This window comes from Pseudooceanicola lipolyticus (assembly GCF_002786325.1).
In the GTDB taxonomy this organism is placed as follows: Bacteria; Pseudomonadota; Alphaproteobacteria; order Rhodobacterales; family Rhodobacteraceae; genus Pseudooceanicola_C; species Pseudooceanicola_C lipolyticus.
Genome location: NZ_PGTB01000018.1, coordinates 19956 through 35094, shown reverse-complemented (window position 1 = coordinate 35094; position 15139 = coordinate 19956). Strand labels below are relative to the sequence as shown.

Genomic DNA, 15139 nt, shown 5'->3' with positions numbered 1-15139 from the left:
ATGGCACTGGAAGACGCGAAGACCCGTGTGGATGATGCGTTCACCCGCAGCGACCTGCGCGGGCTGAGTTTCGAAAACACCTTTGGCGGCGCCACCTCGTTCCTGCGCCGGCGCTATACCAAGGATCTGGCCGGGGTCGATATCGCCGTGACCGGCGTGCCCTTCGACCAGGCGGTGACCAACCGGCCCGGCACCCGGCTGGGACCGCGCGCGATTCGCGAGGCCAGCGCGCTGCAGGCGGTCGATCCGCCCTATGGCTGGCCCTTCAACGTGCTGGAGGATTGCGCCATCGCCGATTACGGCGATCTGGCGTTTGACTATGCCAATGTGCCGGAATTTCCCGGCAGGCTGACCGACCATATCCGCGGCATCCTGCAGGCCGGGGCGGCGCCGCTGACGCTGGGGGGCGATCACTATATCAGCTTCCCGATTCTGCGGGCGATGGCCGAGAAACACGGGCCGCTATCGCTGATCCATTTCGATGCCCATTCCGACACCTGGCCGGATGACGACATGGCGCGCGTCGATCACGGCACCATGTTCTACAAGGCGGTGAAATCGGGTCTGGTCGATCCGGCGCGGTCGGTGCAGATCGGCATTCGCACCACCAATGCCGATACGCTGGGTGTGCATATCATCGACGCGCCCGAGGTGCACCTGATCGGACCCGAAGAGGTGGTGGCGCGGGTGCACCAGATCGTCGGCGATCACCCGGCCTACCTGTCCTTCGACATCGACGCGCTGGACCCGGCCTATGCCCCTGGCACCGGCACGCCGGTCTGGGGCGGGCTGACCAGCGCGCAGGCGGCGGCGATGCTGCGCGGGCTGGCCGGCGTCAACCTCAAGGGTGGTGACGTGGTCGAGGTGTCGCCGCCCTTTGACACCACCGGTGCCACCGCAATTGCCGGGGCGCATGTGGCGGTCGAGATCTGCTGTCTGCTGGGCTGGGCGCTGCGGGCATGACCGGGTTCAACCAGCCCTTGGGCGGCAACGAGTTGGCGCGGTTTTCGGGCCCCAATACCTTCATGCGGCTGCCCCAGGCCAGCGATCTGGCCGGGTTGGACGTGGCCTTCCTGGGCATCCCGATGGATATCGGCACCTCGTGGCGGTCGGGCACCCGGTTCGGACCCAAGCAGATCCGCGCCGAAAGCGCGATGATCCGGCCCTATAATATGGCCACCGGGGCGGCCCCGTTCGACCGTTTGCAGGTTGCCGATATCGGTGATCTGGCGATCAACACCTTCAACCTGGCCGACACGATTCGTATCATCTCCGAAAGTTACGACCAGATCCTCGCCCATGACCTGATTCCGTTGGCGATGGGGGGCGATCACACGCTGACCTTGCCGGTGCTGCGCGCCATCGCAAAAAAAAGCGGGCCGGTGGCGCTGCTGCATGTCGATGCCCATGCGGATGTAAATGACCAGATGTTCGGCGAACGCGAATGTCACGGCACCACCTTCCGCCGCGCCTATGAAGAGGGCCTGATCCGCGCCGACAAGGTGTTTCAGGTCGGGCTGCGCGGCACCGGCTATGCCGCCACCGACTTTACCGAGGCGCAGGGCTGGGGCTTTCAAATCTTTCAGGCGCACGAGCTGTGGGGCAAGCCGCTGGACAAGCTGGGGCAGCAGATCCGCGCCGAAATCGGCACGCTGCCGGTCTATGTCAGCTTTGACATCGACAGTCTGGACCCGGCCTATGCCCCCGGCACCGGCACGCCCGAGATCGGCGGGTTGACCACGGCGCAGGCGCTGCAGTTGATCCGGGCGCTGGCGGGTGCAAATATCGTCGGCTGCGACCTGGTCGAAGTGTCGCCGCCCTATGACCCGTCGGGCAATACCGCGCTGACCGCTGCCAATCTGCTCTACGAGATGCTCTGTATCCTGCCGGGCGTTACGCCGCACTGACAACCGACCCACCGCGCCTGTAGCCTTGGTGCATGGAACGGAGATCGGCGCAATGATGAAGCGGATCGTCCTGGCAGGCTGGATCCTGCTGTGCGTGGCGGTGGTGGCGGACGGCTATGTGCGGCTGGCCCCCAACGATCCGGCGCACTGGCATGTCCGGCTGGACTTCGACGGCAATCGCGATTTTGACGGCGGCGTCGAACGGGTGCTGGAGGCCGGGCCCCAGGCGCTGGCCCAGCTGGATGCGATCATCCGGGCAACGCCGCGCACCACCCGTCTGGCCGGCAGCGTGGTCGACGGCCACGTGACCTATGTCACCCGCTCGCGGGTGCTGGGCTTTCCCGATTACACCACGGTGCAGCAGCAGGGCGACACCCTGCGCATCTTCGCACGGTTGCGCTTTGGCCGCTCAGATCTTGGAATAAACCGGGCCCGCGTCGAGCAGTGGATCGATGCTTTGCAAACCGGAGGACAAACAGCCTTTTTGCACCTCGCGCCACATCGGCACGTTCAGCGACATCTGGCATTGCGCCATAAACATGCGGCCATCGACCTGCAGGCAGATGGTTTCGCCCAGTTCCACCCGCGAGCCTGATTTGTCGGTGCAATAACAGTCCACTGTCTTGCCGCCCGGTCCGGTGACATCGGCCAGGGCCGGGGTGGACAGCATAAGCAGGATCAGCAGAACCCGTGTCATGTTATAATCTTAGCACATTGCGACCCTTGACCAAACTGTTTCGATGGAAGACACCGCGCGGATGGTGCCCGAAGACCGCCTTGAACAGATCATCCAGCGTTTCCAGTATCTGGAAGCGGCGATGGCCGATGGCCGCGGCGATATCGCCAAGCTGGCCAAGGAATATTCCAACCTGAAACCGGTGGTCGACCAGATCGCCGCCTGGCGCCGGCTGCGCAGCGACCTGGCCGAGGCCGAAGCGATGCTGGCCGATCCGGATATGAAGGTTCTGGCCGAGGAAGAGTTGCCGGTGCTGCGCGCTCGGCTGCCCGAGGCCGAACATGCGCTGCAACTGGCGCTGCTGCCGCGCGACGAGGCCGACAGCCGCCCGGCGATCCTCGAGATCCGCCCCGGCACCGGCGGCGACGAGGCGGCGCTGTTCGCCGGCGACCTGCTGCGCATGTACCAGCGCTATGCCGAGGAACGCGGCTGGGGCGTCGACATCATCGAACAGCAGATGACCGAGCTGGGCGGGATCAAGGAGGTGATCGCCCGGATCACCGGCGACAACGTGTTTGCCCGGCTCAAGTTCGAAAGCGGCGTGCATCGCGTGCAGCGGGTGCCGACCACCGAAAGCGGTGGCCGCATCCACACTTCGGCGGCGACCGTGGCGGTGCTGCCCGAGGCCGAGGATGTGGATGTGCAGGTCGACCCGAACGATCTGCGCATCGATACGATGCGGTCCTCCGGGGCCGGCGGCCAGCATGTGAACACCACCGATTCCGCTGTGCGGATCACCCATCTGCCCACCGGCATCGTGGTCACCAGTTCGGAAAAGTCGCAGCACCGGAACCGCGAAATCGCGATGCAGGTGCTGAAGACCCGGCTGTTCGACCTGGAACGCCAGCGCGCGCATGACGAACGGTCGGCCAGCCGCGCGGCGCAGGTGGGATCGGGCGACCGCTCGGAACGTATCCGCACCTATAATTTCCCGCAGGGCCGGCTGACCGATCACCGCATCGGGCTGACGCTGTACAAGCTGGACCAGGTGATGGCAGGCGATCTGGATGACATCGTCGATGCGCTGACCACCGATTCCCAGGCCCGGCAGATGGCCGAGATGGGCTCATGACCGCGGCCCAGGCCATGGCCGCCGCCGCCGCGCGGCTGCGCGCCGCCGGGGTTGCCGATCCGGCGCGGGATGCGCGGGTGCTGCTGGCCCATGCGGCGCGGGTCGATGCGACACGGGTCACCCTGATCGCGCCCGAGGACCTGTCGCCCGAGATCGAGGAACGGTTCGAACAGCTGGTGGCTCTGCGGGCCATCCGCGTGCCGGTCTCGCACCTGATCGGCGAACGCGAATTCTATGGCCGCCGCTTCAAGGTCAGCGGCGAGGTGCTGGATCCGCGCCCCGAGACCGAGACCCTGATCGAGGCGGCCCTGGCCGAGCCGTTTTCGCGGGTTCTGGATCTGGGCGTGGGGTCGGGATGCATCCTGGTGACCTTGCTGGCCGAGCGGCAGGACGCGCGCGGCATCGGCGTCGACATCTCCGAGGCGGCCTGCCTGCAGGCCAGTGCCAATGCGGTGCTGCACCGGGTCCAGGCGCGGGCGTCGATCCAGCGGTCGGACTGGTTTGCCGCGGTGACCGGGCAGTTCGACCTGATCGTGTCGAATCCGCCCTATATCGCCCGCGCCGAATGGGAGGGGTTGGACGAGGACGTGCGCCGGCACGAACCGCGGATCGCCCTGACCGATGAAGGGGACGGGCTGGGCGCTTATCGGCGGATTGCAGACGGGCTGATCGGCTATCTGGCGCCGGGCGGGCGGATCCTGTTGGAAATCGGTCCGACACAGGCGGCGGCGGTGCAAAATCTGCTGGCCCAGGCGGGGTTACGCGACATCGGTGCCATCGCCGACCTGGACGGGCGCGACCGGGTCATTCGGGCCCGCGCGGCCTGATTGCTTCTGAAACGGGGAGAAAAAAGTTCAATTCAAGCGAAAAGGGCGGAAAAAATGCGCGCTCCCCCTTGTCTGTTCGCTCCAAAAATGTTTTCTCAATAGTGTTGCTTCGGTGGATGCTCTTGCAGCTCCCGCGCGACGCCAAGCCCAAAAGTCCACGATCCGGCGAATTTCCTGAACGCAAGAGGCGTCAAACGGATCAGAAGACAGCGAGCATAAGGCTAACAATAAGTACATGAGATCATCGAAATCACGTTCGCGTTCGAAATCGAACCGCAGCAAAGGTACGTCCGGTGGCAATGTGGTCAACCGGGTGTTCGACAGTTCCGGTCCGGAAGGCAAGGTCCGGGGCACGCCGCAGCAGATTATCGACAAATACAACCAGTTGGCGCGTGACGCGCAACTGGGCAACGACCGGGTCGCCACCGAGAACTTCCAGCAGCATGCCGAGCATTACCTGCGCATGCTGAGCCAGGCCCAGCGCGAGATCGAACAGCGCCGGGAAGAGCAGGAACGCCAGAACCGCGAGCGCCAGGCCGAACGTGATCGCGAACGCGCCGAGCGCCAGGAACGCGAGCAACCGGAACAGCCGGAACCGGCCGCAGCGGCCGAAGAGCCGGCGGTTCAGCCGGATGCCATGGAAGTTGCCGATAGCGGGGCTGCCGAAGAGGATAGCGGGTTGGTGGAAACCCCCGAGAGCGCGCCCAAGAAACCGGCCCGCAAGACCTCGACCCGCACCCGCAAGACCACCAAATCCCCGAAAAAGGCCAGCACGGCGTCTGACGCTGCTGCCAAGGCCGACACCCCTGCCGAGGATAGCGGCGCGCCCGAAGCGGCCGAGTAACCTCCAAATCCAGACAGGGCGCAGCCCCGGAGGGTGCTCCGGGGCTTCATCGCCGCGCCAATAGCAGCGGCAAAAGCCGCGTATTGCTAAGGCTTTGCTGCCTGATCCTCAAGCAGACGCGCCAGCGCGCAAAACCGCTCAAGCGGGATCTGCTCGGCCCGGTCGGTGGGGGCGATTCCCGCCTGTTCCAGAATGTCGGCGATATTCGGTGCCAGGCCTTTGAGCGAGGCGCGCAGCATCTTGCGCCGCTGGTTGAACGCCGCCGCAACCACGCGCGACAGGATTGCCGGATCGGCCGGGTGGCGCGGCTCGGGCAGGGCGGTCAGATGCACCACCGCGCTGGACACTTTTGGCGGCGGTGTAAACGCTTCGGGCGGCAGCGACATGACGATGCGCGCCTCGGCCCGCCACTGCGCCAGCAAGGCCAGCCGGCCATAGCTTTTGCTGCCCGGCCGAGCCACGATCCGTTCCGCCACTTCGCGCTGGAACATCAGTGTCAGGCTGTCCCAGACCGGCGGCCAGGCCTTCGGCGTCAGCCAGCGCACCAGCAGTTCGGTGCCGATATTATAGGGCAGGTTGCCCGCAATCCGGATCGGCGGCGTCAGATGCGCCAGCGGGTCGACCTCCAGCGCGTCGCCGTGGATCACCTCCAGCCGGCCGGGATAGGCCGCGGCGATCTCGGCCAGCGCCGGCAGGCAGCGGGCGTCTTTCTCGACCGCCAGCACCTTGCGCGCACCTTCGGCCAGCAACCCGCGGGTCAGCCCGCCGGGGCCGGGGCCGATTTCCAGCACGTCGCATTGCGCGAGGTCGCCGGCCTGCCGGGCGATTTTCGAGGTCAGGTTGAGATCCAGCAAAAAATTCTGCCCCAGCGCCTTGCGCGCCGACAGCCCATGCGTGGCGATCACGGCGCGCAGCGGGGGGAGGGTGTCGATCGCGCTCATCGCTTCAGCCTGCCGCCATCCGTTGTGCCAGCTTCAGCGCCTCGATCAGGCTGGACGGGTTGGCCAGCCCCTTGCCGGCAATGTCAAAGGCGGTGCCGTGATCGGGCGAGGTGCGGATGAAAGGCAGGCCCAGGGTGACGTTCACGCCGCGGTCGAAATCCAGCGTCTTGATCGGGATCAGCGCCTGGTCGTGATACATCGCCACCGCCACGTCATAGCGGGCGCGGGCCGCCGCGTGAAACAGCGTGTCGGCCGGGTGGGGGCCGGTGATCTGCAGACCTTCGGCGGCCAGCTCGGCGATCAGCGGCGCGATCCAGTCCAGCTCCTCGCCGCCCATGGCGCCGCCTTCGCCGGCATGGGGGTTCAGCCCGGCAACCGCGATCCGCGGCCGGGCCAGGCCAAAGCGGCGGGTCAGGTCGCGCGCGGTGATCTCGATGGTCGCCCGCAGCAGGGCCGGGGTCAGGACCTGCGGCACCTGTGCCAGCGCGATATGGATGGTGGCCGGCACCACCCGCAGCTGGTCCGAGGCCAGCATCATCACCACCCGCTCCACCCCGGCGAGTGCCGCGAGAAACTCGGTATGGCCGGGATAGGCGAATTGGGCGCCGTCGATCAGCGCCTTCTTGTGGATCGGCGCGGTACAGAGCGCTGCGGCGGCGCCGGATTGCACCAGCCCAACCGCGCGTTCCAGCACCTCGATCACGCCACGTGCATTGCGCGGATCGGCGATGCCGGGCGTCGCGGGCGCGGCGAAACGATGCGGCAGGACGGGCAGCGCGGTGGCGCTGGCATCCATGGCCTGGGCGGGGTCGTCCAGCTCTGCCACCGGGCTGTCCGGGGGCAGGTGGCGCGGGTCGCCGATCCAGACAAAGGGGCAGGAGTCGCGCAACACCTGCCAGGCGCGCAGGGCCAGTTCCGGGCCGATCCCCGCAGGCTCGCCGCAGCTGAGCGCGATGGGCGCGGTCATTGCTCGATGATCAGGGCGTCGGCGCGCAGCTGCTGCAGATAGCTTTCGGCGAAGCTTTCCAGGCGCTGCACGGTCAGCGCCGATGCCACATCGTCCCGCGACGCGGCTTCGTTCACCGCCGCGGTGCGCCCGCACAGCATCAGAAACACCAGGGTTTGCCCATCGGCACGGGTCAGCGTGGCCGAGGTTTCGCCCGGATCCAGCTTGGCCAGTTCCAGGGCGATGTCCTGCGGGATCTCGCCCGGCGCCCGGCTTTCGCGGTCCAGCACCTCGGGCGGCTGGCCCTGGGCAATGCCATAAAGATCGTCGCAGCGGTCGACCTGCAAGGCGATCTCGGCCGCCGTCGCCAGCGCCTCGGGCGACCGGCCACCGGGAATGTAATAGGCGGCATAGTCGATGGTGGAATAGCGCGGTGCCGGCACCGGCAATTCGCGGATGCCGCGCATCTGGAACACCGCGATGGCATTGGGCAGCGGGATTGGTGCGCTGGTTTCGCCGGGCGTCAGTTCCAGGATCGTGGGGCGCAGCGCCGGCGGAAGCGTGTTCAGCGCCAGCCAGCCCAGATCGCCGCCCCGGTCGCGGGTCGGGGCCGCCGAGAACCGGGCGGCGGCATCAGAAAAGGTGGCGTAATCCTGAATGTCGGAAATCTGGCGGGCCAGTTCCTCGGCCTGGCCCAGGGTCTCGGGGGTGATCGGGATGATCACCTCGGCCAGCGAGACGCTGACCCCGCCGCTGCTCTGGTCCTGGCTGAGCGCGCGATCGACCTCTTCCTGCGACGGGCGGGCCTGGTTCAGGAAGCGGCCGCGCACCAATTCGCGCCAGCCCAGGCTGGTGCGGATGAAGTCGCGCAGTGTTTCCGGCGCCACGCCGCCTTCGCCCAACGCGTCGATGAACGCGGCGGTCGAAAGCTGGGTGCGCGCGGCATAGTCTTCGATGCCGACATTGACCTGTTCGTCGGTGACGGTGATGCCGGCGTCGCGGACCGCCTGGTTGCGCAACCGGTCATCGATCAGCTCTTCGCGCGCGCGCTCCTCGGGGTCTCCGGGGGCGCGCAGCAGGGTCATGAACCGGATGCGCTGCTCGAGTTCGAAATTGGTGATCACCTCGTCATTCACGGTGATTGCCGGGGAAAACAGGCTTTGCGCATGCAGCGGGCGGGGCGCCGGGGCAAACATCAACAACAGCGCCGCGAAAGCGCCGAGAAAAACGGGCAAACCGGGCCCGGACAAGTTACGCGTGTTCAGCTGCATGATCGCCTGTATGTTTCTGGTCCCGCGTCAACGGAAAATCCGCTCAGGGCGATGGTAAACCCGAAATCCGTCGTGGGCTCAATACTTGTCGACGAGGTAAAGCGCCGGTTGACGCTCAAATCCACCGTCACACATTCGTTACGATAGACCAGTCCGACCCCGGCGCGCGTCGCCCGGTCGTCCGAGACGTCATAGCGCAGATTGGCGCTCGCCTCCCAGGAGGGGCTGATGTCATAGCCGCCGTTCAGATAGATTTCGGACAATTCCTGGCTGCGGGATTCGGCCGCATCCGGGCCCAGCCACAGATAGGTTCCGCTCAGCTGGGCACGGTTGCCGGTCCAATCACCGCGCAGTTCGGCCTTGGAAAAGCTGAACGCGCCGTCCAGCAACATGCGCGCGGTCAGGGCCAGCTTGCGATCATACCGCAGCTGCGCCGCCACCAGCACGTCCGAGCTGGTGCCGGACAGGCCCGAGGTCTGGGTGAAATCCGGGTCGGCGGTGTCGCGCCAGACCTGGCCCAGCGTCGCCGAGGTTTCCCAGCCCTGCACGCCGTAGCGTGCCCAGTTGATGCCATAGGCCACGACCTGGCCGTCCTCGCGCCGGTCCTCGGCCGGGAAACGTGACAGCGACAGCAGGTTGCCGCGGTCGAATTCGACAAAGGTGCTTTCGTCATTGGGCACGTCCGAGCCGTGGATTTCCGACCAGCCGATCTGCACCACCGGTTCCAGCAACTGCGTCGCGCCCGAGCCTTCGGTGCGCAGCATCGGATAGCTCAGCCGGAAGCCCGCACGCGGCGTGGCGCGCGCGACATTGCCTTCAAAATTGCTGTCCTGCTCGATCCGGAACACATCGCCGGCCAGGCCCAGTTCGCCATCGGCGCGCAGCCCGCCGGGCAGGATCCAGCTGCGCAACCAGCTCAGATCGGCGGTGGCGCGGCCGATGTCGCGGCCCAGGATATCAAGGTTCGAGGTCCGGTTATGCTGGTGAAGGTCGATGCCCAGGCGCAGCTCGCCGCCGATCGCGCGGGGAAAATAGCGCCGCTCCAGTGTGGAATCGAAGACCAGTGTCGGCAGCAGGCTGTCATCATCGGTGTCCCGCAAGCTGTCATAGTAAATCAGCCGGGTGCGGAAGGCGGCGTTGTGCTTGTAGCGGCTGACCGACACTTCGCTTTGCAGGCGGTCGAGGTCATCCAGGCCGTAATCCACCAGATAGGCGTTGTCGCTGGCCGTCTGCAGCGAGAAGTCCAAACGATAGCCCCGGGTCAATTCGAAATAGCCCGACCCGAACAGATAGCCGCGGGTCTCGCCCGGAACCAGGTCGTCGCGGGTATGGGCGCCCTCCAGCGTGATCCGGCCTTTGCGGAAGGCCTGACGATAGCGGTAGTCCAGCGTCGAGGTCTTCGAGGACAGGTAGGGGGCAAGCGTCAGGTCGGCGTGATCGCCCAGCCGGAAGAAATACGGCACCCGGACCCCGGTGCCCAGCTGCGAGGTGGTCCGCACCGAGGGCACCAGGAACCCGGTGGCGCGGTTCAGCGTCGGATCGGGCAGGCGCATGCCGGGAAAATACAGCACCGGCACGTCGAGGATCAGGAATTGCGCATCCTCGAAATAGAGCTGCTGTTCCTCCTGGTCGTGGGTGATCTTGCGGGCGCGGATCTGCCACAGCGGCGGGCGCCCGTCATCGCAGACATGGCACGAGGTCACTGCCGTTTTGTACAGCTGGGTATAGCGGCCGCCGACGCGGGTCATCTGCAGTGAGGCCAGCTGCAATTGCTGGTCCATCACCATGCGCGCGCCGGTCAGCAGCCCGTTCTGCAGGTCGCGGTCCAGTTCGGCATAGCTGGCCAGAATGGTGATGCTGCCGCCCTGGTCCAGCCGGATCGGCCCTTCGACGGTCAGCGTGCCGGCGCGCTGGTCAAAGCTGATGCGGCTGGCGCGCAGGCGGGTTTCGCCCTGCAGCGCCTCGACATTGCCTTCCGCCACCAGGGTACGGTCGGGGGTGATATAGACGCTGTCCGCGACCAGAACCGCCGGGCCCTGTTCCTCCTCGTCCGAGGTCTGGGCGTTCAGCGGCAGGGCCAGAAGGGCGAAAGCGGCCAAAGTTGCAATAATCAGCCGCCTCATCCGTCCTCCGCGTGCAGCAATAGGCCCATGGTCAGAAACAGCGAGGCGACCGGTGGTCCCCAGGCGGCCAGCGCCACGGGGATTTGCCCGTTTTCACCAAGAATCTGGGCAAAGTTCCGGATGAAATACAGCGCAAAGCCCAGCATCACCGCCATCAGCACCGCCAGGCCGGTGCCGCCAAACCGGGTGTGGCGCATGGTGAAGGCCGCGCCGACCAGCACCATCGCCATGAGGAACAGCGGGCGCGCCAGTTCGACCTGGTACCAGACCTCGTGCTTGCGGCTGGAAAACCCGGCCTGGCGCAGCGCGCGGATGGTGTCGGGCAGGTCATAGATCGACACGCCCATCGGCCGGCCCAGGCTGTTGCGGATGCGGTCCTGGGTCAGCGTCGTGGGCAATGACAGAGTGTCATGACGGGCGGCGGTGGCTTCCGGGTTGATGCCGCTGGCCAGGGTCCAGACCTTGGCGCTTTGCAGCAGCCAGGCATCGGTGCCCAGCCGGGCGCTTTCGGCATGGATCCGGCGCACCGGCCCGCCATTCGGGTCATAGCTGATGATGGTCACATCGAACAGTTCGATCGGGTCGATGCTGCCATAGGCCGTGGCGTGGATCACCGACTGGCCCTGCGCGCCGCCCTGGCGCAGCAACAAGCCTTCGTCCGACAGCGACAGCACCTGCGGCCCGCCGGTGCGGTAGATATCGGACAGTTGCTGATAGCGGTTCGAGGTCGCCGCCGCGATCGGGTTCAGCGTGGTCACCGCCAGGATTCCGATGATCAGCGCCACCGCGCCGGGGGCCACCAGTGCCCGGATCCCCGAGCGGCCGACGGCCCGCGTCACCACCAGTTCGCTGCTGCGGGCCAGCCCGACAAACAGCACGATGGTCGACAGGATCATCAGCAGGGGCAGGATGTCCTTGATCGCCGACGGCGTATTCAGCAGCATCAGCCGGAACAGCTTGCCAAAGCCCAGCTCGATCCCTTCGAAACGGCGCAGCTGCTCGACCATGTCGATCAGCATCATCAGGGTCAGGAAGACCACGCCGATCATCAGGAAACTCTGGATGAAGCGGCGGGCGAAATAGAGATCCAGCCTCATGTTGCCGGCTCCGTTCTGCGCCGGGGCAGCAGGCGCGGCAGCGGGCGCGAGGCAAAGCGCAGGAACAGCGCCGACACCGCCAGGCCCAGCACCGTCGGCAGGTAGAGCAGGGGCCAGAGATGCGGTGCCGTCAGCACCGGTTCCGACACCACGCCGCGCAGACCTTCCAGCAGGATCAGCAGCAGAAAGGCGATCCCCGCCTGCCGCCAGACGCCAAAGCGGGAAAACGTGCCCAGCATCAGCGTCGAGAACCCGATCAGCGCCACCGCCACGCAGATGGCGGCACGGGCAAAGCGTTGGTGCAGTTCCTCGACCAACTGGCCCTCGCTGTAATTCTCTTTCTCGACGATCGCGGCCTGACCGGTCAGCAGCTCGCCGGTGGGGATGGCGCGGATATTGCGCGGGCGGCTTTCATCGGTTTTAACCATATTGCTGATATCATAGGAAAAGTCCTGGAACACCGTGGTCGACAGCGTCAGGTTCTCGGTGTCCAGCCGCTGCGCCAGCCCGTTGACCATGATCAGGTTGATCTGGCCGTCCTCGCGGATCAGGAAGGCGCGGCTGCCGGTATAATTGACGCTTTGCTCGGGGTTGCGGTTGTCCGAGAGGAACACGTCGTTCAGCGTGCCATCGGCACCGATTTCGCGGACGTAGAAGGTGACACCCGGCGCCGGATGCAGAAAGCTGCCTTCGGTTAGAAGCCGCGCGGTGACATTGCGCGACACCTCGACTTCGCGCTGGGCCAGCTGGCTGGTCGAGGCGGGCAGCAGGAAATGGGTCAGCACACTCATCATCAGCGCGGTCAGCAGGCCGAATCCCAGCGCCGGACGCGCCAGCCGCCAGGGGCTGGAGCCGGTGGCCTGCATCACCGTGATCTCGCTTTCCGCCTTCAGCCGGTTGGTGACATAGACGGCGGCGGCAAAGGCGGCCATCGGCAGCACCATGCGGATCAGGTTGGGCAGGGTCAGCGCGGTGAATTCCAGGAATACCAGCGCCGACTGGCCGTCGCCGATCAGCCGATCGAACAGCACGACGGCGCGATTGATCCAGAACACCGCCACCAGGACGAGTGCAAAGAATCCGAAGAAGAGCAGGAATTGCGACAGCACATATCTGTCGTAGCGTGACACTGCCGTTCCCCCGATGCCTCTGATCGTGTTGTTTCGACCGATCCTAAAGCAATCGCAAGGGCAGAACAATCGGGCGCGCCCGCGACCGGCGGCCTGCCGCAATCGGCGGCTGGTCAAGTTCTGCGGCACGCGCTAGGTCTGGTCGGAATGGATCAAGGAGCACGACAGATGACCAGCCTGACCCCCATCCGGTTCGAAGAGATCGACCTCGACAAGATCGCTGCCGCCAAGGGCCGCGTCGTGGTGATCGTCACCCCGGATGGCAAGTTGGATCAGGCCGCCCGCCGCGCCAATCGGCTCAGCAAGGGCGCGATCATGCGCTTCATGGAAAGCGAACGGTTTTCCAAGGTAAAGCCGGGCGAGGTGCTGACGCTGGAATGGCCGGTTGGCCTGGCGGCCGAAGCGCTGGACGTGCTGGTGCTGCCGCGCAATGCCAGCGCGGTCCAGGCGCGCAAGGCCGGCGCGGCGCTGGGCAAGCTGAAGGGTGGCAAGCCGGTGCTGGTCATGGCCGGATCGTTGAAATCCGCACCCAACCTGGCGCTGGGGCTGGCGCTGCGCGATTATCGCTTTGAGGCGCATAAAACCGCCGATGACGCTGGCAAGGCGCCGGAACCGGTGGTGATCTGCCATTCCAATGCCGCCGAGATGAGTGCCGCGGCCGATCCGCTGCTGGCGGTGGCCGAGGGTGTGCATTTCACCCGCGACCTGGTGAACGAACCCGCCAATGTGCTGACCACAACCGAATTTGCCAACCGGCTGGCCGAGATGACCGCGCTGGGCCTGGAGGTCGAGGTGCTGGACGAGGCCGAGCTGGACAAGCTGGGCATGCGCACGCTGCTGAGCGTCGGGCAGGGCTCGGACAGCCCGTCCAAGGTGGTGGTGATGCAGTGGAAGGGCGGTGACGAGGGCGCTGCGCCGCTGGCGCTGGTGGGCAAGGGGGTGGTCTTCGACACCGGTGGCATCTCGTTGAAACCCGCCGCCGGCATGGAAGACATGACCATGGATATGGGCGGCGCCGGGGTGGTGTCGGGGGTGATGCGGGCGCTGGCGCTGCGCAAGGCCAAGGCCAATGTGGTGGGCCTGGTCGGCCTGGTGGAAAACATGCCGTCAGGCAATGCCACCCGGCCCGGCGACGTGATCCGGACGATGAAGGGCGACACGGTCGAGGTGATCAACACCGATGCCGAGGGGCGGTTGGTGCTGTGCGACGTGCTTTGGTACGCGCAGGACCGGTTCCAGCCCGCCGGTCTGGTCGATCTGGCGACGCTGACCGGGGCGATCATCATCGGCCTGGGGCACGAGAATGCCGGGGTGTTTTCGAATAACGATGCCTTCTGCGCGTCATTCCTCAAGGCGGCCGAGGCCGAAAGCGAGGGCGCCTGGCGGATGCCGCTGGGGCAGGGCTATGACGATCAGCTGAAATCGCGCATCGCCGATATGAAGAATGTCGGCGGCCGCCCCGCCGGGTCGGTGACCGCCGCGCAGTTCCTCAAGCGCTTTGTCAAGGACGAGGTGCCGTGGATCCACCTGGATATTGCAGGGGTCGCCTCGGTCAAGTCCGACACCGCCTTTGCCCCCAAGGGCGCAACCGGCTGGGGCGTTGCGGCGCTGAACCGGCTGGTGGCGGACAAGTTCGAGGGCTGACACCTTGGGCGCCGCCCTGTTCTATCATCTGACCCGCGGTCCGCTGGAACGCACGCTGCCGCAGCTTCTGGCCAAGGCGCGCGCCGCCGGTTGGCGCGTTGCGGTGCGCGGCACCGATGCGGGGCGGATGGAATGGCTGGACGAGCGGCTGTGGCTGGGCCCGGAAGACGGGTTTCTGCCGCACGGGCTGGCCGGGGGCAAACATGACGCCGACCAGCCCGTCCTGCTGACCACCGCACCGGACCTGCCCAACCGGGCAGTCTGCCTGATGGCGGTGGACGGGGCCGAGGTCGCCCCGGACGAGGTGACGCGGCTGGAGCGGGTTTGCGTGCTGTTTGACGGCAACGACGCCGCGGCGGTCGACCGCGCGCGCGGCCAGTGGCGGGCGCTGACCCAGGCGGGCTGCGCGGCGCAATACTGGTCCGAGGAATCCGGCCGGTGGGAGAAAAAGGCCGAAAGCGGCTGACCGGCTGCAGGCAGGGCACGGGCGTGACTATTTCCAGCGGTGCCGGCCGGGATCGGCAGGGCGCGCCTGCGGTCGAGACCCTGGCTCGCGGCTCCCCGCAATTGGCGCTTTCTCCTGACGTTATGCTTCATCTGT

General features: G+C 66.3%; 14 protein-coding genes and 1 pseudogene. 8 read left to right on the top strand and 7 right to left on the bottom strand.

Annotation, left to right across the window (positions count from 1 at the left end; all coding sequences use genetic code 11):
* The 3 genes and pseudogenes from speB (CVM52_RS07835) to CVM52_RS27670 form a co-directional block, all read left to right on the top strand.
* On the top strand, positions 1 to 963 hold the full coding sequence (gene speB / locus CVM52_RS07835; protein WP_100161950.1) for an agmatinase: 963 nt from the start codon (positions 1 to 3) through the stop codon (positions 961 to 963).
* Complete coding sequence (speB, locus tag CVM52_RS07830) at positions 960 to 1907, top strand: agmatinase (RefSeq protein WP_100161949.1); 948 nt, start codon at positions 960 to 962, stop codon at positions 1905 to 1907. Before speB (CVM52_RS07835) ends, speB (CVM52_RS07830) begins: the two co-directional genes overlap by 4 nt.
* 52 nt (positions 1908 to 1959) lie before the next feature.
* A pseudogene (locus tag CVM52_RS27670) lies at positions 1960 to 2307 on the top strand (DUF1499 domain-containing protein); the annotation flags it as partial.
* Positions 2308 to 2316: 9 nt separating this feature from the next.
* Here the strand turns inward: CVM52_RS27670 and CVM52_RS27665 are convergent.
* Positions 2317 to 2604, bottom strand: coding sequence for a hypothetical protein (locus CVM52_RS27665; RefSeq protein WP_240620896.1), 288 nt, complete (start codon positions 2602 to 2604; stop codon positions 2317 to 2319).
* Between the two features lie 61 nt (positions 2605 to 2665).
* Between CVM52_RS27665 and prfA the strand changes: the two genes are divergently transcribed.
* The 3 genes from prfA (at position 2666) to CVM52_RS07810 (ending at position 5386) form a co-directional block, all read left to right on the top strand.
* Entirely contained in the window at positions 2666 to 3715 is a 1050-nt protein-coding gene (gene prfA / locus CVM52_RS07820; RefSeq protein WP_100161972.1) for a peptide chain release factor 1, read from the top strand.
* The gene (gene prmC / locus CVM52_RS07815; protein ID WP_100161948.1) at positions 3712 to 4542 is read left to right on the top strand and encodes a peptide chain release factor N(5)-glutamine methyltransferase; all 831 of its coding nucleotides are present in this window, start codon (positions 3712 to 3714) and stop codon (positions 4540 to 4542) included. Before prfA ends, prmC begins: the two co-directional genes overlap by 4 nt.
* Positions 4543 to 4777: 235 nt before the next feature.
* Positions 4778 to 5386 (top strand): DUF4167 domain-containing protein, encoded by a 609-nt coding sequence (locus tag CVM52_RS07810; protein WP_100161947.1) that lies wholly within the window; start codon positions 4778 to 4780, stop codon positions 5384 to 5386.
* A gap of 86 nt (positions 5387 to 5472) precedes the next feature.
* Here the strand turns inward: CVM52_RS07810 and rsmA are convergent, their stop codons facing one another.
* Genes rsmA through lptF form a run of 6 tightly spaced genes read right to left on the bottom strand, consistent with a single transcriptional unit; the run spans position 5473 to position 12894 of the window.
* The gene (gene rsmA, locus CVM52_RS07805; RefSeq protein ID WP_100161946.1) at positions 5473 to 6327 is read right to left on the bottom strand and encodes a 16S rRNA (adenine(1518)-N(6)/adenine(1519)-N(6))-dimethyltransferase RsmA; all 855 of its coding nucleotides are present in this window, start codon (positions 6325 to 6327) and stop codon (positions 5473 to 5475) included.
* 4 nt (positions 6328 to 6331) lie between these two features.
* The gene (gene pdxA / locus CVM52_RS07800) at positions 6332 to 7294 is read right to left on the bottom strand and encodes a 4-hydroxythreonine-4-phosphate dehydrogenase PdxA (RefSeq protein ID WP_100161945.1); all 963 of its coding nucleotides are present in this window, start codon (positions 7292 to 7294) and stop codon (positions 6332 to 6334) included.
* Positions 7291 to 8544 (bottom strand): peptidylprolyl isomerase, encoded by a 1254-nt coding sequence (locus tag CVM52_RS07795; RefSeq protein WP_240620895.1) that lies wholly within the window; start codon positions 8542 to 8544, stop codon positions 7291 to 7293. The genes pdxA and CVM52_RS07795 overlap by 4 nt, the downstream gene beginning before the upstream one ends.
* Positions 8535 to 10667: an LPS-assembly protein LptD gene (locus tag CVM52_RS07790; RefSeq protein ID WP_100161944.1), complete on the bottom strand. Its 2133-nt coding sequence runs from the start codon at positions 10665 to 10667 to the stop codon at positions 8535 to 8537. Before CVM52_RS07790 ends, CVM52_RS07795 begins: the two co-directional genes overlap by 10 nt.
* The gene (gene lptG, locus CVM52_RS07785; RefSeq protein WP_100161943.1) at positions 10664 to 11764 is read right to left on the bottom strand and encodes an LPS export ABC transporter permease LptG; all 1101 of its coding nucleotides are present in this window, start codon (positions 11762 to 11764) and stop codon (positions 10664 to 10666) included. Before lptG ends, CVM52_RS07790 begins: the two co-directional genes overlap by 4 nt.
* Positions 11761 to 12894 (bottom strand): LPS export ABC transporter permease LptF, encoded by a 1134-nt coding sequence (gene lptF, locus CVM52_RS07780; protein WP_100161942.1) that lies wholly within the window; start codon positions 12892 to 12894, stop codon positions 11761 to 11763. Before lptF ends, lptG begins: the two co-directional genes overlap by 4 nt.
* Before the next feature lie 168 nt (positions 12895 to 13062).
* Here lptF and CVM52_RS07775 point away from each other — a divergent pair, with 168 nt between their 5' ends.
* Together CVM52_RS07775 and CVM52_RS07770 are read left to right on the top strand one after the other, a co-directional pair.
* On the top strand, positions 13063 to 14538 hold the full coding sequence (locus CVM52_RS07775) for a leucyl aminopeptidase (RefSeq protein ID WP_100161941.1): 1476 nt from the start codon (positions 13063 to 13065) through the stop codon (positions 14536 to 14538).
* 4 nt (positions 14539 to 14542) lie between these two features.
* Positions 14543 to 15004 (top strand): DNA polymerase III subunit chi, encoded by a 462-nt coding sequence (locus CVM52_RS07770; RefSeq protein WP_100161940.1) that lies wholly within the window; start codon positions 14543 to 14545, stop codon positions 15002 to 15004.
* Positions 15005 to 15139 lie beyond the last annotated feature (135 nt).